The following is a 21,408-nucleotide window of genomic DNA, read 5'->3' on the forward strand; positions in this document are numbered from 1 at the left end:
TCTCCGATTGGGTCAGCTCTGGTCAGTGTTGACTGGCGGCGCGGGTATCAGCCGCTTTGGGGCCGGACCGTGCCAGGACGAGGGTGAGGATTGCCGAGATCAGCAGAAGCCCGGCGACGAAGTAGAGGCCACCGGTGAAACTCCCGGTCGTATCCTTGATCCACCCGATCATCGACGGACCGACGAAGCCGCCGAGGTTGCCGATGGAGTTGATGGTGGCGATGCCGGCCGCCGCAGCCGGGCCGGAAAGGAAGAGGGTCGGCATGCTCCAGAGCGGCGGCTTCGACGAGCTGATGCCGATATTGACGAGGGTGAGAGCGATGAGGACAGTGAATACGCTGGTCGCACCCGTTGCGAAGGCCAGTCCTGCGGCTGCCAGCAGGCAGGCTCCGACGACGTGCCATGTCCGTTCGCCGGTCTTGTCGGAATGACGTGCCCAAAGAACCATGGCAATGACGGCGAAGATACCGGGAATAGCATTGATGAAGCCGACCTGGAGTGCCGATAGGCCGAACTGCTTGATGATCTGCGGAGCCCAGATGCCGAGGGTGTAAAGCCCGGCAGAGGTGCCGAAATAAACCAGGGCGAGGGCAATCACGCGGATGTCGGCCAGTCCTGCCAGGATGCTGTGGCTGGCCTTGCTTTTGCCTGCCTGCTCCGCATTCATCGTTTTGACGAGCCAGCTGCGCTCTTCGTCCGTCAGCCATTTCGCCTTTTCCGGACGATCGGTGAGATAGAACAGGACGACGACACCAAGGATGATGGCTGGGGCTGCCTCGATCAGGAACATCCACTGCCAGCCGGCAAGGCCGAGAAGGCCGTGCATTTCCATCAGCGCGCCGGAGATCGGCGAGCCGAGGACCGTGGAGAGCGGTGCTGCGGCCATGAAGATCGCGGTCACCGCGGCGCGGCGGCGGGCCGGGAACCAGAAGCTGAGATAGAGGATGATGCCGGGGAAAAAGCCCGCTTCGGCGACGCCGAGAAGGAAGCGCAGGATGTAGAAGCTGGTGGTCCCCTGCACCAGAGCCATGAGGCCCGAGACGATCCCCCAGGTGATCATCACCCGGGCGATCCAGATGCGGGCACCGACCTTGTTGAGGATGAGGTTCGAGGGAACTTCGAAGAGGAAGTAGCCGACGAAGAAGATGCCTGCACCGATGCCGAAGACGGTCGACGAGAAGCCGAGGTCCTGGTTCATCGTCAGGGCGGCAAAGCCGATATTCACGCGGTCGAGAAACGCGATGAAATACAGCAGCATGATGAACGGTACGATGCGGAATGTGATTTTGCGCAAGACGCGCGTTTCCAAGTCGTGAGTCACGACGGTCTCCTCCCAGATTGGACGATAAACGAAGCGCACCTCCTGCGCTTGCGAATATCTATGACCACCGCCGGCTTGATCCTCAAGCGACACAGGAATATATAAAAATTTGATATAATCGAACTCTGGAGCAGACGTTCGTGGACCTGAACCAGCTTCGATGTTTCGTGTCGGTAGCGGACGAGCTTCATTTCGGGCGGGCTGCTCAAAAGCTTGGCCTCCTGCCGGCGTCGCTATCTCGGCACATACGCCTGCTTGAAGAATCCCTCGGGACGCGGCTGATGGCGCGAACGACACGCAGCGTGTCGCTGACGGAAGACGGTCTCGTCTTCCTGGAAGGCGCGCGGGAGATCCTCGCCAAGACCGAAGCTCTTCAGCAACGGTTCCACACTTCCCGCCAGGCAAAAGCGGATGTGCTGCGGATCGGGGCGATCGACAGCGCGGCAGCAGGGCTCGTCCCCATGCTGTTGCACGATTTCCGCCAGCAGTGTCCCGACGTCTCGACGCAGTTGTCGGAAGACAAGACGATCAGGCTGATCCCGAAACTCCTGTCGGGTTCATTGGATTTGGCATTCATCCGCGCCCCCGATATCGTCGACCCCAAGCTGAAGACGATGTTTCTCTTCCATGAGACCGCGGTCGTCGCCATGTCCGAGAACCATCGACTGGCTTCGAGAGCCAGCGTGAGAATCGAAGACCTCGCCGACGAACCGTTGATTGTCCCGGAACGTCGATCGCGGCCGCATAGCCATGACCTGACGATGAAGCTGTTCATCGAGGCGGGACTGCAGGCGCGGGTGGCCCAGCTTGCTGAAGAAAAGCAGACGATTGTCAATCTCGTGGCCGCAGAGATCGGGCTGGCGATCGTTCCTCAATGGACATCGCGGCTCGCCGTCAGCGGCGTCCGTTACATCGCTCTCGATATGGGAGGGACGGCGGCCATGAACAAGCTTCCCCTATCGGTCGCGTGGTTGAAGGGCGTCCGCGACCCGGGACGGGATCGCATTCTCGCCATGCTTCAAGACAAGCTGGCCCACTATGCCGAGCTTGCCTGACAATCGAATTCAATTGCCGCCGCGTGGTTTGACGATGGGCGCCAACGAGCACGCTTGTTCGAAACTGCTCTTGATGATAGGAAAATCGCATGGACAACACCGTGATCAGCACCTTCGTGATGATGATGCCGCGCTCATAGCGTGGCGGGTTTCGTGCGTCCAGAATGCACCAGCGACCGCCCTCGAGGCGGTCTTTTCATGGGTCGATCCGTCTCGCGGGCATTAACAGCCTTCGAAAGGAAACGCCGATGAACAAGATCTACATCACCACCTCCATCCCCTACGTGAATGCCGCGCCGCATGTGGGCTTCGCTCTCGAGCTCGTCCAGGCCGATGCCTATGCCCGCCATTTCCGGCTTCTCGGCCATGACGTGCGCTTCCAATGCGGAACCGACGATAACAGCCTGAAGAATGTCCGGTCGGCGGAAGCCGCGGGACTGGAGGTGAGGGACTTCGTCAATGCCAACGCCGACAGGTTCGAGCGCCTTGGCGGCCTGCTCGATATATCCAACGAGGAATTCGTCCGCACGTCGCGCGATCCGAGGCATATTGCCTGCGTCCACGCCTTGTGGAGGGCATGCGCTGAAAATGGCGACCTCTATCGCAAGGCCTATGAGGGCCTCTATTGCGTCGGTTGCGAGCAATTCTACGAGCCGTCGGAACTCGATGACGGGCGCTGCCCGGAACACGGCATTGCCCTTGAGACCATCCGTGAGGAGAACTGGTTCTTCAGTCTCTCGCGATACGGCGACCGGCTGCGTGAGCTCGTCGAGACCGGGGGGCTTCGGATCGTTCCCGCCCATCGGCGCAACGAGGTCCTTGCCCTTTTGCGGCACGGCCTGAGCGACATCAGCGTGTCGCGCAGCGCCGAACGGGCGCGCGGCTGGGGTGTGCCCGTCCCCGATGGAGATGAGGTCGTCTACGTCTGGTTCGATGCCCTGGCGAACTATCTCACAGGCCTCAGCCACGGGTCCGACCCAACCCTGCTGCAGCACTATTGGAACGGCGGCCAACGCATCCACGTCGTCGGCAAGGGCATCTCCAAGTTCCACGCCATCTACTGGCCGGCCATCCTGCTTTCCGCAGGCCTGCCGCCACCTTCGTCGATCCTGGTGCACGGCTACGTCACGGTGGCCGGAAGATCGGCAAGTCGGCCGGCAACGGCATCGATCCGGAACGCATCATCCAATCCTACGAAACGCCCGACGCACTGCGATATTACCTGCTCCGGCATATACGCTCGGGTGACGATGGCGATTTCTCAGACGAGCGTCTGGAAGCCGCCTGGTCGGGAGAGTTGGCAGGGCAGCTCGGAAATCTCGCCAACCGGGTCCTTGCCCTTCTGTCGACCTCGTTCAACGGCATCGTTCCGCCAGTGCCAGACAGCGAGCTTGTGGAGGAGGCTGCCCGCCTTCCGGAGAAGGTGGCTCGAGCCTTCGCTGCCTACGAGCTCCATGTCGGCCTCGCGGATATTTTCGAGTTCATCGGTGCGGCGAACAGGCGGTTTGCACAACGCGCGCCATGGGCCGATGCGAAAGCCCTGCTTGCCGATCTCACGCCGGGCGATCGGAAGGCGACCGCTACTCGTCTTGGCGCTTCCCTGGCCGAGCAGGTCCACGGCCTTGCGATCATCGCCCGCTGCCTCCTGCCGTTCCTGCCAAGCTCGGCCGCAAAGCTGCATTCCAGGCTCGGAATACCGTCTCCTCGCCTCTATCGGGACCCCTTGATCGTGGCTGGAGTCAAAGCCGCCCCGCAAGCCGTCCTCTTTCCGCAAAGAGCGGCGGCTTGAAGGGGAACCAGCCCGAGATGCTCTGCGCTGCAACTAGCCAGCGCAGGGTTTTGACGTGATCCAGAGTGTCATGAAAGTTTCATATTCAGGCTATTTCCGAGAGCGGGAAAATAATCTACTATTTTAGTCAGGAAACGAGATTTCCTGAAACAACGAAAAGGATACTGATTGGAGATATTTCTTGTGGTTACCGTGCTCGTTGGAGGCTTCGCACTGATCTTTGCGCTGATCGCAAGGGCAGAAAGAGGCGCCACCACCCAGACCACCGCAAACACCAAGCGCAGGTGGGGCAATTCGGAAGGCTCCGGCGATGGAGGTGGAGGCTGGTTCGATGCCTCAGGCGACGGCGGCTGTGATGGCGGTGGCGGAGATGGCGGAGGAGGAGACTAAATCAAACTGAAATCGATAGAATGCCCGACCGCCTCAAGGCGGTTTTTTGTTGCCCGGATTCCAGGCCGTATCGAGACGGCCATACCGCGGGACCATCAGACGGAGCTGTCGAAGGCTATTTGACGGGCAAGTGGACCAACTGACCCACAATCATTATTCCTACGCCAACTGCGAGTATCTTGCGCCAAAATCCAAGTCCAGGTAGTACTGGATTTGATTTTGGGGGAAATCGCTATGGTAAAATCTGAAGCCGGCAGCCCGTATATTTACGGCGTCGACGCACTACGATTTGTATGTGCACTCATGGTAACGATGTTTCATCTTGGATTTGCTTCCTGGGCTTCGCCCTTATATCTAAGACCTTACAAAATGCCCCTGATAGAGAATATCGCCCAACCTGGATGGGTTGGTGTCGAATTGTTTTTCGTCATATCAGGGCTCGTCATCGTCAACTCTGCCGCTGCAGCCACTGCGATGTCGTTTCTCAGGGGGCGAATTCTGCGGCTCTATCCAGCAGTATGGATATGTGCGTCACTGACGCTGATCGTCATTGCAACTCAAGACGTTAATCGCCGCATCATCAAGAACTATCTGCGGTCGATCACCCTCTACCCTGGCGGGCCATGGATCGATGGCCAATATTGGACCCTGGCATGTGAGATCTGTTTCTACGCCCTTGTCTTCATCATGTGTGCGATGGGTCAGAAGGCAAGGATGCCTGCTCTGGCGCTCGGCTTGTCACTGGCCAGCACGGTGTTTATCGCTCTGTTATACGCCCTTCCCGATTCAGACATCCTGGCCACATTCACGGAGACCGCCTGGCGGGCCATCCCTTTTTACTATGGCTGCCAATTTGCCATTGGCATCTACATCTGGCTTTTGTCTCAAGCTCGGATGAGCCGAATTTCCTGGGTGGGTTTGATCTGCGCCTTGGTGACGGGGGCGGCTCAGATATACATGGCAGGCGAAAATACCAGCGAGCGCACTCTTGCCGCAGCCGGTCATTCCTTCTCGCCGCTTCCCGCAGTCGCAATCTGGGTGGCGGGGCTGATATCAATCGTTGCAAGCGTGACCTATGCCAAGCAGATCAGTCGTCTGCCGACCGCCCTCCTTCAATCGGTCAAAACCCTCGGCTCGATGACCTACCCGCTCTATCTGCTGCATTTCGCGATCGGCGTCCAACTTCTCGACTGGCTGACTGATCTGGAGATGACACCGCTGTTGGCGCTGGCCTTGGCCGTTGCGATCGTCTGTGTAATGTCGCTGGCGGTGTGCAAATGGGGAGAGCCTCCCATCCGCAGCGTTTTGCGATTGGTCTTCGACAGGCTTGGGCAACGCGTTGCGGGTCTTCAGGCGAAAGAGTCTCGGGTTTAGGTGCCCGAGCCCTTCATAGCGTCTGCGCTGTGAATGTGTCTTTCCGCCCACGTCGGCGCAGCTGTGCGGTCGGGTTCAATCCAAGGGCATCACAAAGGTGAAGCGTGTCTCGTTGTCACCGGAACTGACCGTGATGGCCCCGCCATGGGCGCGGGCGATTTCCGAAGCGATATACAAACCCAGCCCCAATCCTCTTTGACTTGTGCCGGCTTCGCCTTTGAAGAAAGGCTGGAAAAGCCGTGTCATCGCATCGCTGGAAATAGGAGCGCCGCCGTTGGCGATCCAGAGCTCCAGTCTTCCGTCGACGGTTGCCGCAGATAGCCGCACCGGTTCGTCCGGCGTCCCATGGGTCAGGGCATTTCCCAAGAGATTGGACACCAGCTGGCCAATCCGGCTGCTGTCGCAACTTATAGGGCCGTCTAATTCGATGCTCACCTCAATCCTGCGGTCGAGGTGACTATAGCGGAGTTCTTCGATGACCTGCCGCAGGATCGGCTCGAGCTCCTCCGCTCGCCTGTCGAGCACGATGCCGCCACCCAATCGTGCACGCGCGAAGTCGAGGACGTTGTCGATCAGGCCAGACATGCGAACGACGCTGCCCTGCATCAAATCGAGAACTTTAGTCGAGCGATCGGTCTGCTCTTCCTTTCGCAACATACGCCCCGCAGCGGCAATCGAGGCAAGCGGGTTGCGCAGGTCATGGCCAAGGATGGCGATGAACTGCTCCCGCAACTCGGCGGTTTGCTGTTCGAAGTCGAGCTGGGATTTGACGATGGCACCGGCCGTGTCCGCCGCCGCGCGCGCTTCGACCAGCTCCCGTTCATAACGGCGACGCTCGGCAGCCTGGAACATCGTCACACGGGTGAAAAGCAGGGCACCGTCTTCTGCACGTCTTTCCATGGCATTGGCGAGCACAGGCAGTTTTCTACCGTCCGCCGCCACAAGATCGAGGGCAACCTCGTTGAAAAACCCTTGCATGCGCAGCAAAGGCGCAAAATGGGTTTCGTAGAATATACGGCCCGAGGTGTTGAGCAGATCGTGAAGTCGTTTGCCGAGGAGTTGCTCGGCAGGGATGCCGATCCAGGTCGACAGCGTTTTGTTCACCTTGACGATGCGCCCGTCCGGCTGCAGCGAAAGATAGCCGCATGGCGCGTTTTCGTATAAGTCCTCAAGGTCTTCCGCCGGCATGGAGATCTGCGTGTCGGGACCGCTCATCAGACGAACCGCCGGATTGCAGAGATGACCTCGTCGGGAGCGCTGAGGTTAGGGCAGTGGCCACTTGCGTTCAGCACGACCAATTGACTATTCGGGACCTGCTGATGGACGAATTCGCCGACCTCTTCGGAGGCGATGATATCGTCGCGGCATTGAAGGATCAGCGTTCTGGCGGTGACGCGCGGAAGGTCGCGGCGATTGTCTGAGGTGAAGGTCACCCGTGCGAATGCCTTGGCGATCTCAGGATCGGTGCGGCAGAAACTGTTTGTCAGCTCTTCGCTAAGTTCCGGTCGATCCGGATTGCCCATGATGGCGGGTGCCATGGCGGCAGACCACCCCAAGTGATTGTCGTCCAACGATTTCAGGAGTTCGTCTATCTCGGCCGCGCTGAAGCCGCCGATATAGTCATCGTCGTTGATATAGCGCGGCGACGGCCCGACAAGGATCAGGCTTTCAAACAGTTCCGGTGCCTCCAGCGACGCGATGACGCCAATCATCGCGCTGACGGAGTGCCCGACGAAGACTGTTTGCGTCAGGCCAAGCGCGCGGCAAATTTCCACGAGGTCATCGGCATAACCAGACAATGAAGAATACTTTCCGGCATCATAAGCTGTGAGATCGGATCGTCCCGCGCCAACATGATCGAACAGCACTGTCTTGAAGTCGCCTTCAAAAGCCGGAGCCACGAAGCGCCACATATTCTGGTCGCACCCGAATCCATGCGAAAAGATCATCGCACGCTGGCCATCGCCCCGGACTTGAACATGATTTCGATCGATGACGGTCATCTCGTCCTCTTCCCTGCTTTCATAGCATGTTCAGCCTGTTTTGGATTGAGGAAAGATTATCCAGGCGCCAGCCGTTTGCTGCATACCTCAGTCCGTCACTTTCCGGAGCTTGAAGAAGAATCGCCGAGGGTCGTCGCGCACACACATCATTCCGGCAATCTCGTCATCGTCAATCCTCCGGAAGTAGTCCACGATCGGCTGTTTGTCGTAGATCATCGCAGCCGTTTCGATGCCGTCGACGGCCTGAAGCCGTAACGAAGCGGTCGTGCCTCTCGCTCGAAGCATCTTCTGCAGGTATGAGAACCAGCTGCGCGCGACGAACGTCCGGCCAAAGGGCGCTATCTTGATCGCCAGCCTGATGGGTAAGAAGCTTGGCTCGAGCGCCACCAGTCGGCCCGGTCTCCACGTGAAGAGCAGGGCGTCCGCCCGCATGTCGGAATGGAAGCGCTTGCCGAACCAGTTGAGATTCTCGAGCACGCCGTCCAGTGGATGATCCGACGGAATGCCGACGCCGCTCCAGAGGCCGACCATGTCCTTCGGCTGGACAGGATCCAGCGACCGGAACCAGGCAGCCATCTCCTCCTGCTGGTCGCCTCGCATGATTTCTCCTTCAGGGATGTTCGTTGCGACAAATGAAAAGAAGGTTTGGAAGGTCCCGTTCATGCGGACCAGGCGGAACGCCTGGTGCAGGCTTTCGCATAGGCTCTATGTCTTTAAGCGCAACGGCCCCCGAAGGGGCCGTTGGGGTATTCACCAGACAAGACCGGTCTATGCGTCAGGCGCGCGACGGCAGCAGGGGATAGCCGACCATGACGGCGCGGCCAAGCAGGGCTGCGACGAAGGCCTTGATCACGTCGCCGGGAATGAAGGCCATCGAGCCAACGAAGGCTTTCGTGAAGCCGAAGCCGGCGACGGTGGCGAGATAGGTGATGCCGAAAGCGTAGAGCACGACGATGCCGCCGGCCATGGCGGTGAGGAAGAAGCTCACCGTCTGCACCAGGCCGGATTGCTGTTCGTTGACCAGCCGTTCGCTGAGATAGCCGGTGACGAAGGCGGCAAAGATCCAGCCGATCAGGAAGCCGGCCGTTGGCGACGCGAAGATCGCAAGCCCGCCGCGGCCACCGGAAAGCACCGGCAGGCCGATCGCGACCAGAACCAGCACGATCAGCACGGCAATCGCGCCGCGCCGGGCGCCGAGCACGACACCGGCCATCATGACGCCGAGGGATTGGGCGGTGATCGGCACCGGAATGAAGCCGAGCGAGATCGGCGGCAGCAGGCCAAGCGCCACGATGATCGCGGCAAAGAGGGCGGTAAGAACGAGGTCGCGAGTGCTCATCATGAATTCCGTGTTTATCAATCGTTAACTCACATGCCGCCGAATTCCGCGCGCGTCAATCGCCGCGGCGATATTATCCGCATCCTTAAGGGTCAGGATGATCAGCGGCGCAAGCAGCGTCGTCGGCCGGACCTTCAGCCCGCGTGCCTTATGCGCCTCGCGGATCGCCTGATAACGGCCGACGATCTCCGGCACGAAACGCAGCACCAGCCCCAGCGCCAGGCCGATATCGTCGGCCTGCACCCAGCCGGTGCGTTCGAGCGGGCGGGCAAGCGCCGTCACTTCGTCGATGAACTCGGTGATCGACGTCGTCGCCGTCACGGTGGCGGCAAGCAGCATCAATGCCGTCAGCCGCAGCAGCGGCACGAGCGCCTCCTGCCAGGGATTGAAGATGAGGTTGAAAAGCGCCACGACCGCGATCGTCAGGAAGACCGGCCGCAGCCGCCTGAGCCCATTGGCAAACGGCAGGCCGATCATCCGGTAGAGAACCGCCGTCAGCAGCACGGCGATCGAAAGCAGCAGGATGTTGCCGCTGATGAACAGCACGACGCCGAAGACCGTCAGCGACAACAGCTTTACCCGCGGCGAAAGCCGGTGCATCACGCTGTTGCCTTCGACATAGAGCGATTGCATCAGGCGGCGATCTCCTTGTAGCGGGCGATCGCCTCGGCAGCCGGCGCATCGGCGGCAAGCCGCCCTTCATGAAACAGCAGCACCCGCTCGAAACCGGCGATCAGCTCCAGATCATGCGTGATGATGATGGCGCTTTCCGGGAGCCCGGCGATAATCCCTTCGACCAACGCCCGGTTCTTGAGGTCGAGCTGGTTGGTCGGTTCATCGAGGATGAGAATGCCCGGTCCCGTCGCCAGCACCGAGCAGAGGGCCGCCACCTGCAGCTCGCCGCCGGAAAGCTCGTGCGCGCGGCGCTCGCCCAGCGCCTCAGCGCCGAAGCGGGCCAGCACGCCCTCGACCTTTGCCTCGATTTCCGCCTTGGTTAAGCCGCGCCGCTTCAGCCCGAAGGCGATGTCGTCTTTGACGATCGGCAGGATGATCTGGTTCTGCGGCGACTGGAAGATGAAACCGACATCGGCCACAGCAGCCTTCTCATCGCTCGTGTCGCGGCCGTTGACGGTGACGCGGCCGACCGATGGCTTGGTCAATCCGTTGATCAGCCGCGCGAAAGTGGTCTTGCCCGAACCGTTCAGCCCGATGACGCCGATGCGTTTTCCACTGATGCCAAGCGTCAGCGGCTGCAGCGCCACCCGTGCCCCGAAACTGACCCCGGCGCCTTCGAAACGAATATCCAAACCCATCCCTCGCATCCTCGCGATCCCGCTTCTATACGGGGAATCTCGGGTGATGAAAGAGTAAATCTCCTTGTCGATATCGGGTGGCTAGGAAGATTTTCCGGATTATGATGCAGTCATGACGAATCTGCTTTCCAATTCCGACGCCCGCCGTGTCTTTCTTGCCAAGCAGGGCCTCAGCGCCCCGCCGAACCGCGCCCTGACCAAGGCCGGCCTGCTGCAGCTCATCCATGAACTGGGTTTCGTCCAGGTGGACAGTATCCAGACGGTGGAGCGGGCGCATCATCAGATCCTGTTTTCCCGCAACCAGACCTACAGGCGCGAGCATCTGACCGCGCTGCTCGAAAAGGACGGCGCGCTGTTCGAGCACTGGACACATGACGCTTCCATCCTGCCGAGCGCCTTTTTCGTCTATTGGAAGCACAAGTTCCGCCATCAGGAGAAGGTGATCGTCGAGCGCTGGCGCAAATGGCGCGGCGAGGGCTTCGAGGCGGCGTTCGCGGAGACCTATGAGCGCGTTGAGCGCGACGGCGCGATCCTGGCGCGCGACATCAAGGCCGACGGCCACGTTTCCGGCGGCTGGTGGAACTGGCATCCGAACAAGACGGCGCTCGAATATTTCTGGCACACCGGCAAGTTCGCCATCGCCGGCCGCTCGAATTTCCAGAAGATCTATGACCTGGCGGAACGCGTCATCCCGGCCGAGTTCCGCGAGCCGGAGGTGAGTCGCGAGGAGTTCGTCGACTGGGCCTGCCGCAGCGCGCTTACCCGGCTCGGCTTCGCCACCCATGGCGAGATATCAGCCTTCTGGAACCTGGTCTCGCCCGATGAGGCCAAGGCCTGGGTATCAGCCCATCGCGACGAACTGATCGAAGTGTTGATCGAACCGGCGCTTGGCGGCAAGGCGCGCCCATCCTGGGCTTTTACCGATTTCCTGTCGACACTCGACACTTACCCCGGCGCTCCGCCGCGCGTCCGCGTGCTCAGCCCCTTCGACCCGATGATCCGCGACCGCAACCGCACCGAACGCCTGTTCGGCTTCTTCTACCGCATCGAGATCTTCGTGCCCGAGCCGAAGCGCGAGTATGGCTATTACGTCTTCCCGCTGCTCGAAGGCGACAGGCTGATCGGCCGCATCGACATGAAGGCGGATCGGAAGAAGTCGACGCTCGACGTCAAGCGGCTCTGGCTGGAGCCGGGCGTCAAGCTGTCAGCCGGGCGGCTGGAGAGACTGGAAGCCGAGCTGGACCGGGTCGCGCGGTTTGCCGGTGTGGAGAAAGTCGTGCTTCTCGAGGGCTGGAGAGGGTAGGCGAATCTCGTCCGATATATCTTGCTCCTACCGAGGTGAAAGGACCGAGACGTTGCTACGTATCCCTTCGCCCCAGCGGGGAGAAGATGCCGGTAGGCAGATGAGGGGGTGAGCGGCAAAGCCGCGAATGCACTGAGCGTAAGCGAAGAGCAATAAATGGCGTGCCGTGTGGCCCCCTCATCCGACCCTTCGGGCCACCTTCTCCCCGCTGGGGAGAAGGGAAAAGCCTTTAGCAGATCTCCGTCGTGCTGATCTTGATGCCGAAACCTTCGAGGCCGACATAGTGGCGCTCGCGGCTGGTGAGCAGTTTGATCGAGCTGACGCCGAGATCCCTGAGGATCTGGGCGCCGAGGCCGATTTCCAGCCACTCGCTGTCGCGCGTCTGGGCTTCGGCATGGGCTTCGCGGCCCTGGTTGCGGGCCTTGCGGCCGTTGTCGTGGTGGCCGACGCCGACCGAGCCTTCGCGCAGATAGACGATGACGCCGCGGCCTTGCTCGGCAATCTTCTGCATGTAGAAATCGACCGGGCTGTTCTTGCCGAAGAGATCATCGGCGACATTCTCCGGATGCAGGCGCACCGGGATGTCGACACCGTCGCGGATGTCGCCGAAGACGACGGCGAGATGCTGCATCGGGTCCCAGGGCAGGGAATAGGTATGGGCCTTGGCTTTGCCGAACGGCGTCTCGATGTCGAAGCTGGTGCCGAGCTCGATCAGCGTTTCCTTGCGCTGGCGATAGGCGATCAGATCGGCGACGGAAACAAGCTTCAGCCCGTGCTGTTCGGCAAAGTCCACCACCTCCGGGCCGCGGGTGACGGTGCCGTCGTCGTTGACGAGTTCTGAGATAACGCCGATCAGCGGCAGGCCGGCGAGCTTGCAGAGGTCGACGGCAGCTTCCGTATGGCCGGAGCGCATCAGCACGCCGCCTTCGCGGGAAACCAGCGGGAAAATGTGGCCGGGACGGACGAAATCGGAAGCGCCGACATTCGGATTGGCGAGGTTGCGCACCGTCAGCGTCCGGTCGTCGGCGGAGATGCCGGTCGTCGTGCCGTGCTTGAAATCGACCGAGACGGTGAAGGCCGTCGTATGGGCCGAATCGTTTTCCGCCACCATGGCGTTGAGGTTGAGGCGCTTGGCCTCTTCCTTCGGCATCGGCGCGCAGACGATGCCGGAGGTGTGGCGCACGATGAAGGCCATCTTCTCAGGTGTGCAATGCACGGCAGCGACGATCAGGTCGCCTTCGTTCTCGCGGTCATTGTCGTCCATGACGACGACGATCTCGCCGGCCTCGAAGGCCCGGATGGCGTCGACGACACGCTTCTGGTCATAAGACATGGGACGAGCGCTCCTATTTCAGACGGCCGGTCTGGCCGCGGTCGCGAAGATAATGATCGGCGACGGCGCAGGCGACCATCGCCTCGCCGATCGGCACGGCGCGGATGCCGACGCAAGGGTCGTGTCGGCCCTTGGTGCGGATATCGACATTCTTGCCCTCCGCATCGATCGACTGGCGTTCGGTCAGGATCGAGGAGGTCGGCTTGACGGCGAAACGCGCCACCACCGGCTGCCCGGTGGAGATGCCGCCGAGAATACCGCCGGCATTGTTGGAAAGGAAGATCGGCGTGCCGTCATTGCCCATGCGCATCTCGTCGGCATTGTCTTCGCCTGACGTTTCGGCGGCGGCAAAACCATTGCCGATTTCGACGCCCTTGACGGCGTTGATCGACATCAGCAGCGAGGCGATATCCTGGTCGAGCTTGGCATAGATCGGCGCGCCGAGGCCGGCCGGCACACCTTCGGCGATCACCTCGATGACTGCGCCGATCGAGGAGCCGTTCTTGCGGATGCCGTCGAGATATTCCTCCCAGACCGGCACGATCGCGGCATCGGGCGAGAAGAACGGGTTCTGATCGACCTGGTCCCAATCCCAGTTGCGGCGATTGATCTTGTGTTTGCCGATCTGCACCAGCGCGCCGCGCACGGTAACGCCTGGCACGACAAGGCGGGCGATGCCGCCGGCGGCAACCCGCGCAGCGGTTTCGCGCGCCGAGGAGCGGCCGCCGCCGCGATAGTCGCGAATGCCGTATTTGAGGTCATAGGTATAATCGGCATGGCCGGGGCGATATTGCTTGGCGATCTCGCCGTAATCCTTGGAGCGCTGGTCGGTGTTTTCGATCAGCATGGAGATCGGCGTGCCGGTGGTCGTCATCGTCTCGCCGTCGGCGTCCAGCATGACGCCGGACAGAACCTTCACCAGATCGTCCTCGCGCCGCTGCGTCACGAAGCGGGATTGTCCGGGCTTGCGCTTGTCGAGCCAGACCTGCAGGTCTTCGAGCTTGAAGCGCAGCCCCGGAGGGCAGCCGTCGACGACGCAGCCGAGCGCCGGACCATGGCTTTCGCCCCAGGTGGTTACGCGGAAAAGGTGACCGAATGTATTGTGCGACATGTGTTCCCACGGTGGCGCGCCAAAACCGGTCGCTGCCGGCCGCGCCATTGCTTGAAAAGGCGCGACACTCATAGGCCAAAAACCCGCCGAGGCAAAAGCCTTTCTTTGCGCCAAACCACCAGCTCAGGAAATGCTGTTTCCGTTCGTTGTCGGGGATGGACGGCGCATCCTGCCGCCACTCTCTCTGCGCGGGCGGGGAGGGGTTAGGACGAGGCCGATCGGCAGGCGGCGATCACGAGGCCAGCCGCCACCCCGTTCCTGTGGCTTCTGCGGTGAAATCGTCAAAGGAGAGCGGCCGCGAGAAGGCATAGCCCTGCAGGATGTCGCAGCCGAGATCGCGCAGCAGTGCGGCATGTGCTGCCGTCTCCACTCCTTCGGCCACCGTCTCGACGCCGAGCGAGCGGGCGATCTCGATGATCGAGCTGACGAGTGCGCGCTCCTGCGAGGCATTGACGATCGGCTGCACCAGCTGCCGGTCGATCTTCAGCCGTTTGGGCTTCAGCTTCAACAGGCTGACGATCGAGGTATGACCGGTGCCGAAATCGTCGATCTCGATATCGATGCCGAGCGCCTTGATGCGCTCGAGATTCTGCGAGACGACGTCCTCGCTCTCGTCGAGGAAGATCGATTCCACGAGTTCGAAGGAGATTTCGCCTGGACGGATATGCAGGTCGGCGAGCGATTCCAGCAGGCTGCCGTCATGCAGCCGCCGGGCCGAAACATTGACCGAGACCTTGGGCACGGCAATGCCGCGCGCGGTCCAGCGCATCTTGTCGTGCAGCGCCGTTTCCAGCACGATCCGGTCGAGCATCTGCACGACATTGATCTCGTCGGCGATGCGCAGGAACTTGTCGGGCGTCAGCAGTCCCTTGGACGGATGCTTCCAGCGCACCAGCGCCTCGACGCCGGTCAGTTCCATCGTCCGGGCGCAGAATTGCGGCTGATACCAGGCGGTGAATTCGCCATTGTCGATGCCGGCGAGGATCTCGTCGGCCGTGCGCTTGGTGTTGATGATATCGGCCTGGAGATTGTGATTGAAGAATTCGAAGCGGTTGCGGCCCATGCTCTTGGCGCGGTAGAGCGCGATGTCGGCATTGATCAGCACCTTGCGCGCATCGACATGGATGCCGTTGGCGAGCGCAATGCCGATCGACACGCCGCAGCGGCAGGAAAAGCCCTGGAAATCGATCGGCTGGCGCATCTCCTCGATGATCCGCGTCGAAAGCTGCGCCATCTCCTTGTCGCCGACGTCGAGGGCGAGGATGACGAACTCGTCGCCGCCGATGCGGGCGACGATATCGCTGCCGCGGACATTCTTGGCGAGCACCTTCGAGGCGTGCACCAGCATCGCATCGCCGGCGGCATGGCCAAGCGTGTCGTTGATGTCCTTGAAGCGGTCGAGATCGATGTGCAGGATCGAGAATTTCTGCCGCTGCTGCCGGCCGTCATGGGTGAGATTTTCGAGTGCGATGTCGAGCTTGCGGCGGTTGGCGAGTGCGGTCAGCGGGTCGTGCAGCGAATTGTGCTCGATCCTGTTCTTGACAAGTTCGAGCTCGATATTCTTGGCGACCGCCTCGTCCTTGGCGGCCTTCAGCCGGATCGTCATCAGCACGTCTTCGGTGGCATCGAAGGCGATGCCCATGATCTTCATCTCGCCGGTCCCCGTCTGGTGGACCTTGCCGACCGAGCGCACATAGCGCACCGAGCCGTCGTCGACGATCACCCGGCAGACGAGGGTGTGCGTATCGCCGTTGCGCTTGAAGTGACGCGCGCTTTCGAGCGCCAGGCTCCGGTCCTCGGGGTGGATGCGGCTAAGCCAGATCTCCTCGGTCATGAAGCCGTTGCGCGGCGCAAGCCCGTAGAGCTCGTGCATCCGCTCGTTCCAGATCGATCCGCCGAGGCCGGGCCGCGCCTCCCATATGCCGCACTGATAGGAGTTGAGCGCCAGGTCGAGCCGGCTGGAAAGCTCGGCGAGCTGCCCCTCGCGGCTTGAGAGCTCTTCAAGCGCCAGCTCCAGCTCGGCATTCTTGACCTCGCTCATATCCTTGGCCTTGCGCAGCGTGTCGGTGGTCACCGCATCGGCGGTCACGTCCCAGACGATGCCGATCGTCTTGCTGACGCCACCGGCATCCGTATAGAAGGCGCCGACCGAGCGCAGGTGGCGGATGCCACCGTCGCCAAGCAGGATGCGGTACTGCGCCGTGCAGGCAGCGCCGGCAATGCTGCAGCTGAAGAAATGCACTTCGGCGGTTTCACGATCCTCGGGCAGGATCGACGCCAGCCATTCGTCGAGCGGCCGGCTTCCTTCTGCCGCCGCTTTGCCGTGCAGAGCCGCGGCGCGGGCGTCCCAGAGCAGGCTGCTCGAATGATCCTCCAGCTCCCAGATGCCGATATTGGAGGATTCCAGCGCCAGATTGAGCCGCTGCGACAGTTCCAGCAATTTCGCCTCGCGCCTCTCCAGCGCGGTAATATTGCGATTGCGCTCGCCGAGCAAAAGGGTCGCGAAGAAGATCGGCACGATGATGATGAAGCCGGCGGCAAGGATGATCAGACGCAACTCGGTGCGGTTTTCGGGTATCGCGTTCCAGCCGCTGTTCGGGACCGCGGAAAGCTCCCACTTGCCGCCGGCAAAGCCGATCTTCTGGCGCATCGGATGCTTGTCATCGATATCGGACGAACCGAAGAACGGCGGCGGCAGAGCCGCATTGGTCGCGGCCGCCGCGCCGATATCGCGGATGGCGATCGAAAGATGGTCGAGATGCGGATAGCGTTCCCGGTTCTCGCGGTCGCGTGCCGGCATCAGCCCGGTCGCCTGGTAGAACATCGTCTGGTCGATGGCGACCTCGACTGCCCCCCAGAGCCGCCGCTCGCCGTTCTCCCTGACGAAAACCGGGAAGAAGATGGCAAAGGCGTCGCGGCTATCAATGCTGATCGGGCCGTAGAAGCGCGCCGACTGGTCGCCGGCCGCGCTGGTCATCACCTGGCGGAAGAAGAGAGTTTCGCGCACGTCGCGGCCGATCCGCTCATTGCCGGATTGCGGCGGGTGGATGTCGCGGACGATGAAATCAGGGGCGACGGCGATATGAATGAAGGACGGGTTCTGGATCAGCAGCCAGTTGATCTGGCGCTCCATCTCCTCTCCGTTCGCCGCGCTGAGGGAGATCAGGTTCGTAAGGTCGCGGACGACGCTGAGGTCCAAATTGATCTCGGCCATGACCCGGGCGCGGATCAGATTCGTCTCGTTTTCGGTGCGGATATGAAGTTCGCGCACATAAGACGCAGTATTGGCCCGGTCGAGGCCGAAGCCGACCATGATGACGACGAGGGCGACAAGCGACGAAACCAGAAACGAAACGCGAGTATTCTTCAACACGCGCCGCAACTGCTTGCTGTCGCTGAGCCTGGATAGCAAAATGAAACTCCCCTGTTGGCGAGCAACTGTAGGACGCGCGGGTTAATTTACGATTGCCCGCCGGCGATGCCGAAAAATCGTGTGAAGGGAAAAACCGCGGGTTAACGCGGTATCTTGATTATATTTAAAATCCTATTCATCAATTGGGCGGGAAAAGCCATTCTTACGGGCAATTTTCGCCATATTCAGGAGCTTATCTGTGGCCAGTCATGTTCTCGTGCAGCGTCTTAAAAGGATTGTCGCCATGCGTTTCGTCGTCGCCACGCTTTTGGCAACAGCAAGCTTCCTGTCACCGATGAGCGGTTTTGCCGAGAGCGCCGATGTCGAGGCGACGATCAAAAAGGTCGACACAACAAACCTCGTGCTGACGCTCGATGACGGCAAGACCTATCAGGCGCCTGAGGAATTCAATTTCGACGGCCTCGAAGCCGGCGTGAAGGTGATCGTCTTCTATACCGAGGTCGACGGCAAACGCGTCATCAACGATCTCGACATCGTCAAATAGGCAGTTCTCTGGAGACCGATCAGGTGAGGTAAGCGCCGATCGCTGCAACCTCCCTGGACCGCACAGGCCAAACAGCTCGTTCGCATCCCAATCCGACCTGTTGAGCGCATCGCTGACTGGCACTGCCTAGAGCCAGACGATCGTCCGCTCCGAGGTTTCGATCCGGATGATTCGATCCTGCGGGATCGCGCCTTCCGCAGCAGTGCTTTTCGGCAGGTCGGCGATTGTCTGGAAAAGCGTGCGGATGACGCCGCCATGGGTGACGCAAACCGTCGGGCGATCGACGGAGTTCAGCCACGAGCCGGTCCGCCAGGAGAGAATTTCATAGCTTTCCGCATCATCGCCGGGCGGAATGAAATCCCATTTCGAGGCGTTGCGTTCTGCCACCCGCTCGCGCTGCGTCGCCTTCAGCTCCTTGATCGTCGAGCCCTCCCAGTCGCCGAAGGAAATTTCCACCAGCCTCGGATCGGTGCGATAGGCAAGCGGTGGCAGGCCCATGGCGGTGCGCATGATCTCCATGGTCGCGCGTGTGCGTCCGAGCGGGCTGGCGACGAAATCGAATTGGTCGATCGTGTCGCCGAGAATCCCGGCAAGCGCGATGCCGTTCTGCCGGGCCTGTTCCAGGCCCGTGGCATTCATCGGGATATCCTTCTGACCCTGCAGGCGGCGCTCGGCATTCCAGGCGGTCTGGCCGTGTCTGATCACGTAGATAAGCACGGTCTCAGCTCCGCTCGAAATGCTCTAGTCCTTGATGACGGAAATGTCGGGCGCGTCGACCGCCTTCATGCCGATGACATGATAGCCGCTGTCGGCATGGTGCACTTCGCCGGTGACGGAGCGCGACAGGTCCGACAGGAGATAGAGGCCGACATCGCCGACTTCCTCGATGGTGACGGTACGGCGCAGCGGCGCGTTATATTCGTTCCACTTCAGAATGTAGCGGAAATCGCCAATGCCTGAGGCGGCAAGCGTCTTGATCGGTCCGGCCGAGACGGCGTTGACGCGGATGTTCTGCGGCCCGAGGTCGACGGCGAGATACTTGACGCTCGCTTCGAGCGCGGCCTTGGCCACACCCATGACGTTATAGTTCGGCATCACCTTTTCGGCACCGTAATAGGTCAGCGTCAGCATGGCGCCGCCATCCGTCATCAGCTTCTCGGCGCGGCGTGCGACCGAAGTGAAGGAATAGACGGAGATCTGCATCGTCTTGGCGAAGTTGTCGGCCGAGGTGTCGACGTAGCGGCCGGTCAGCTCGTCCTTGTCGGAAAAGCCGATCGCATGCACGAGGAAATCGATCTTGCCCCACAGCTTTTCGACGTTCCCGAAAACCTCGTCGATGGTGGCTTCGTCGGCGACGTCACAGTGGCCGACCAGCGTCGCGCCGATTTCGGCGGCGAGCGGCTCGACACGCTTCTTCAGCGCATCGCCCTGATAGGTGAACGCGACTTCCCCACCCTGCGCATGAATGGCCTTGGCAATACCCCACGCAATCGAACGATTGTTGGCGACACCCATGATGACGCCGCGTTTGCCTGCCATGAGGCCGGATGCTTGAGCCATATTTCGCTCCCTAGGATTCTGATCGATCCTGCCTATGGCATAGGCCGTTAATCGGTTCAAGCTTGGCCGGGATCATCAACTGTTAGGGATCGTAATAAAGGGTGCGAATGTCATAAAAATTTCATAGGAACAGGCCTTCGCGCATGCTCCGCATGAGATCGGTGATTTTATCGTCGGGTTTTTCCCACAAGATAATGCGCAATTCGACGACGAGATCGCCTCTGCCGCCCTCTTCGCGGGGCAATCCCTGGCCGGGAATTCTAATCATCTTGTCCGAGCCGGACCATGCCGGGATGGTCACGTTCAGCGGCCCGCTCGGTCCCTCGATGCGGGCTTCGGTGCCGAGCACGGCATTTTCGATACTGAGCGGCAGCACGGCGTGCAGATCGAAACCGTCGACCGTGAAGCGCGGATCTGGCGCGATGCGAATGTTGATGACGGCGTCGCCGCGCTGCAGGCCCGGCAGTTTGAAGCCCTGTCCCTTGAGCCTGATCTCGTGACCGTCGGTCGTACCTGCCGGCAATGCGAAGCCGATTTCGCGGCCCTCCGGCAACGATGCAGTGATCCAGCCGCTCTTCAACACGTCGTCGATCGTCACCGTCGCCGTCGTCACCTCATCCGGTGCCTTTTCGAGGCTCGTATCCTTGGCGCCGGTGAAACGGCGCACCAGTGATGTCAGGATGCTGAGCGGCAGCGACAGGTTGGCGGCGGCATTTGCCGCAGCTTCGCCGGCTTCCTCGTCGCCCTTGCTGTCGGCCTCGGCGGCATCGCCGTCCATACGCTTGCCGGCGTCGCCCTGGGCGTTTTGTGTCTGCTGATTTTGGGCCTGCTGGTATTGCGTCTGCTGGGCGCGACCCTGCGCTTGGCCACTGGCAGCTGCGCGGGCCTGGGCGCCGAAAATGCGATCCACCATCTCGTCGGCGGCCTCAGCGGAACCTGCCTGTTGCCTGGAGCCGTCGGCGGCAGCCTTCTGGGCGGCGCGCGCCAATTCTTCCATCACGCGCTCGGCATTGGCCTGCGCCGCCTTGGCGCGCACGGCCGCCTCGCGGGCGGCCTGGCGCTGCTGCATGATCGTCTGTTCGTGTTTCTTGGCTTCGGCCATCCGCAGGGCATTGTCGAACAGGCTGCGCTTGCGCGGATCCTTCAGCGTTTCATAGGCGCGGCCGATCTCGGCGAACCGGGCCGTCGCTGTCGGATCGTCCTGATTGTGATCGGGATGGGCTGATTTGGCCATGTTGCGCCAAGCCGCCTTGATCTCGTCTACTGCCGCGTCGCGCTTGACGCCCAGAATTTTATAAGGATCGCGCATGTCAAAACCGCCGGTGTTGCGATGCGGCAAGCCTCGTCCTTGCCCGGCATCCCCGTCCAATAAAACGTGTGTGGCGCCACCTGCCACAAAGGCAGGAAGAACCACTCTCAACGCCGATCCTGCGGCGGAGTTGCTAATCACTTGTTATTTCTGTGCAGACATGTGGGGTGTTTCGCGGCGAATGGTTAGCTCTTTGCTAAGCATTGGGCAGAAAGCGGCCGCGCGTTAACCTGTTGGCGACGGCGCCGCGCGTCTTTTCGAACGCGCAAAGGGACGCTGTAATATTTTGAA

At 61.1% G+C, this 21,408-nt stretch carries 18 protein-coding genes and 1 pseudogene; 6 read left to right on the forward strand and 13 right to left on the reverse strand.

Annotated elements, in window-relative coordinates:
• Nucleotides 1-22 precede the first annotated feature (22 nt).
• A complete protein-coding gene (locus tag BS629_RS03705; RefSeq protein WP_018245064.1) occupies nucleotides 23-1,414 on the reverse strand; it encodes an MFS transporter in 1,392 nt (463 codons plus the stop codon).
• A 47-nt stretch (nucleotides 1,415-1,461) separates the two neighbouring features.
• Between BS629_RS03705 and BS629_RS03710 the strand changes: the two genes are divergently transcribed.
• The 4 genes and pseudogenes from BS629_RS03710 to BS629_RS03720 all read left to right on the forward strand — a co-directional run bounded on the left by BS629_RS03710 (nucleotide 1,462) and on the right by BS629_RS03720 (nucleotide 5,929).
• Entirely contained in the window at nucleotides 1,462-2,376 is a 915-nt protein-coding gene (locus BS629_RS03710) for a LysR family transcriptional regulator (protein WP_018245065.1), read from the forward strand.
• Between the two features lie 248 nt (nucleotides 2,377-2,624).
• Nucleotides 2,625-4,165, forward strand: a pseudogene (locus tag BS629_RS03715) (methionine--tRNA ligase).
• Nucleotides 4,166-4,333: 168 nt separating this feature from the next.
• Nucleotides 4,334-4,555: a hypothetical protein gene (locus tag BS629_RS37990; RefSeq protein ID WP_104891238.1), complete on the forward strand. Its 222-nt coding sequence runs from the start codon at nucleotides 4,334-4,336 to the stop codon at nucleotides 4,553-4,555.
• A gap of 234 nt (nucleotides 4,556-4,789) precedes the next feature.
• Nucleotides 4,790-5,929 (forward strand): acyltransferase family protein, encoded by a 1,140-nt coding sequence (locus tag BS629_RS03720; RefSeq protein ID WP_018245067.1) that lies wholly within the window; start codon nucleotides 4,790-4,792, stop codon nucleotides 5,927-5,929.
• 75 nt (nucleotides 5,930-6,004) lie between these two features.
• On the opposite strand, the gene BS629_RS03725 is transcribed toward BS629_RS03720, so the two are convergent.
• The 6 genes from BS629_RS03725 to BS629_RS03750 all read right to left on the reverse strand — a co-directional run bounded on the left by BS629_RS03725 (nucleotide 6,005) and on the right by BS629_RS03750 (nucleotide 10,578).
• Nucleotides 6,005-7,144: a PAS domain-containing sensor histidine kinase gene (locus BS629_RS03725; protein ID WP_018245068.1), complete on the reverse strand. Its 1,140-nt coding sequence runs from the start codon at nucleotides 7,142-7,144 to the stop codon at nucleotides 6,005-6,007.
• The gene (locus BS629_RS03730) at nucleotides 7,144-7,932 is read right to left on the reverse strand and encodes an alpha/beta fold hydrolase (protein ID WP_018245069.1); all 789 of its coding nucleotides are present in this window, start codon (nucleotides 7,930-7,932) and stop codon (nucleotides 7,144-7,146) included. Before BS629_RS03730 ends, BS629_RS03725 begins: the two co-directional genes overlap by 1 nt.
• Nucleotides 7,933-8,019: 87 nt before the next feature.
• Nucleotides 8,020-8,595, reverse strand: a complete 576-nt coding sequence (locus tag BS629_RS03735) for a GXWXG domain-containing protein (protein ID WP_018245070.1) — start codon at nucleotides 8,593-8,595, stop codon at nucleotides 8,020-8,022.
• 112 nt (nucleotides 8,596-8,707) lie between these two features.
• The gene (locus BS629_RS03740; protein WP_018245071.1) at nucleotides 8,708-9,271 is read right to left on the reverse strand and encodes a biotin transporter BioY; all 564 of its coding nucleotides are present in this window, start codon (nucleotides 9,269-9,271) and stop codon (nucleotides 8,708-8,710) included.
• Between the two features lie 24 nt (nucleotides 9,272-9,295).
• The gene (locus tag BS629_RS03745; RefSeq protein ID WP_018245072.1) at nucleotides 9,296-9,904 is read right to left on the reverse strand and encodes an energy-coupling factor transporter transmembrane component T family protein; all 609 of its coding nucleotides are present in this window, start codon (nucleotides 9,902-9,904) and stop codon (nucleotides 9,296-9,298) included.
• A complete protein-coding gene (locus BS629_RS03750; protein WP_026188642.1) occupies nucleotides 9,904-10,578 on the reverse strand; it encodes an energy-coupling factor ABC transporter ATP-binding protein in 675 nt (224 codons plus the stop codon). The genes BS629_RS03745 and BS629_RS03750 overlap by 1 nt, the downstream gene beginning before the upstream one ends.
• A gap of 118 nt (nucleotides 10,579-10,696) precedes the next feature.
• On the opposite strand from BS629_RS03750, the gene BS629_RS03755 reads away from it, so the two are divergent.
• Nucleotides 10,697-11,887, forward strand: a complete 1,191-nt coding sequence (locus BS629_RS03755; RefSeq protein WP_018245074.1) for a winged helix-turn-helix domain-containing protein — start codon at nucleotides 10,697-10,699, stop codon at nucleotides 11,885-11,887.
• A gap of 229 nt (nucleotides 11,888-12,116) precedes the next feature.
• Here the strand turns inward: BS629_RS03755 and ribB are convergent, their stop codons facing one another.
• The 3 genes from ribB to BS629_RS03770 form a co-directional block, all read right to left on the reverse strand.
• On the reverse strand, nucleotides 12,117-13,220 hold the full coding sequence (gene ribB / locus BS629_RS03760; RefSeq protein ID WP_018245075.1) for a 3,4-dihydroxy-2-butanone-4-phosphate synthase: 1,104 nt from the start codon (nucleotides 13,218-13,220) through the stop codon (nucleotides 12,117-12,119).
• Between the two features lie 13 nt (nucleotides 13,221-13,233).
• Nucleotides 13,234-14,331 carry a chorismate synthase gene (gene aroC / locus BS629_RS03765; protein ID WP_018516574.1) on the reverse strand — a complete coding sequence of 366 codons (1,098 nt, stop codon included), beginning with the start codon at nucleotides 14,329-14,331 and terminating at the stop codon, nucleotides 13,234-13,236.
• A 232-nt stretch (nucleotides 14,332-14,563) separates the two neighbouring features.
• Nucleotides 14,564-17,743 carry a bifunctional diguanylate cyclase/phosphodiesterase gene (locus BS629_RS03770; protein WP_018245077.1) on the reverse strand — a complete coding sequence of 1,060 codons (3,180 nt, stop codon included), beginning with the start codon at nucleotides 17,741-17,743 and terminating at the stop codon, nucleotides 14,564-14,566.
• A gap of 244 nt (nucleotides 17,744-17,987) precedes the next feature.
• Between BS629_RS03770 and BS629_RS03775 the strand changes: the two genes are divergently transcribed.
• Nucleotides 17,988-18,248 (forward strand): DUF1344 domain-containing protein, encoded by a 261-nt coding sequence (locus tag BS629_RS03775; RefSeq protein ID WP_018449305.1) that lies wholly within the window; start codon nucleotides 17,988-17,990, stop codon nucleotides 18,246-18,248.
• Between the two features lie 126 nt (nucleotides 18,249-18,374).
• Here the strand turns inward: BS629_RS03775 and BS629_RS03780 are convergent, their stop codons facing one another.
• From BS629_RS03780 to BS629_RS03790, 3 genes are all read right to left on the reverse strand, one after another.
• A complete protein-coding gene (locus tag BS629_RS03780; RefSeq protein WP_018245079.1) occupies nucleotides 18,375-18,965 on the reverse strand; it encodes a histidine phosphatase family protein in 591 nt (196 codons plus the stop codon).
• 24 nt (nucleotides 18,966-18,989) lie between these two features.
• Nucleotides 18,990-19,808, reverse strand: coding sequence for an enoyl-ACP reductase FabI (fabI, locus tag BS629_RS03785; RefSeq protein WP_018245080.1), 819 nt, complete (start codon nucleotides 19,806-19,808; stop codon nucleotides 18,990-18,992).
• Nucleotides 19,809-19,929: 121 nt separating this feature from the next.
• Nucleotides 19,930-21,147 (reverse strand): J domain-containing protein, encoded by a 1,218-nt coding sequence (locus tag BS629_RS03790; protein ID WP_018245081.1) that lies wholly within the window; start codon nucleotides 21,145-21,147, stop codon nucleotides 19,930-19,932.
• Nucleotides 21,148-21,408 lie beyond the last annotated feature (261 nt).

Source organism: Rhizobium leguminosarum bv. viciae USDA 2370, from assembly GCF_002008365.1.
GTDB classification, from domain to species: Bacteria; Pseudomonadota; Alphaproteobacteria; order Rhizobiales; family Rhizobiaceae; genus Rhizobium; species Rhizobium leguminosarum.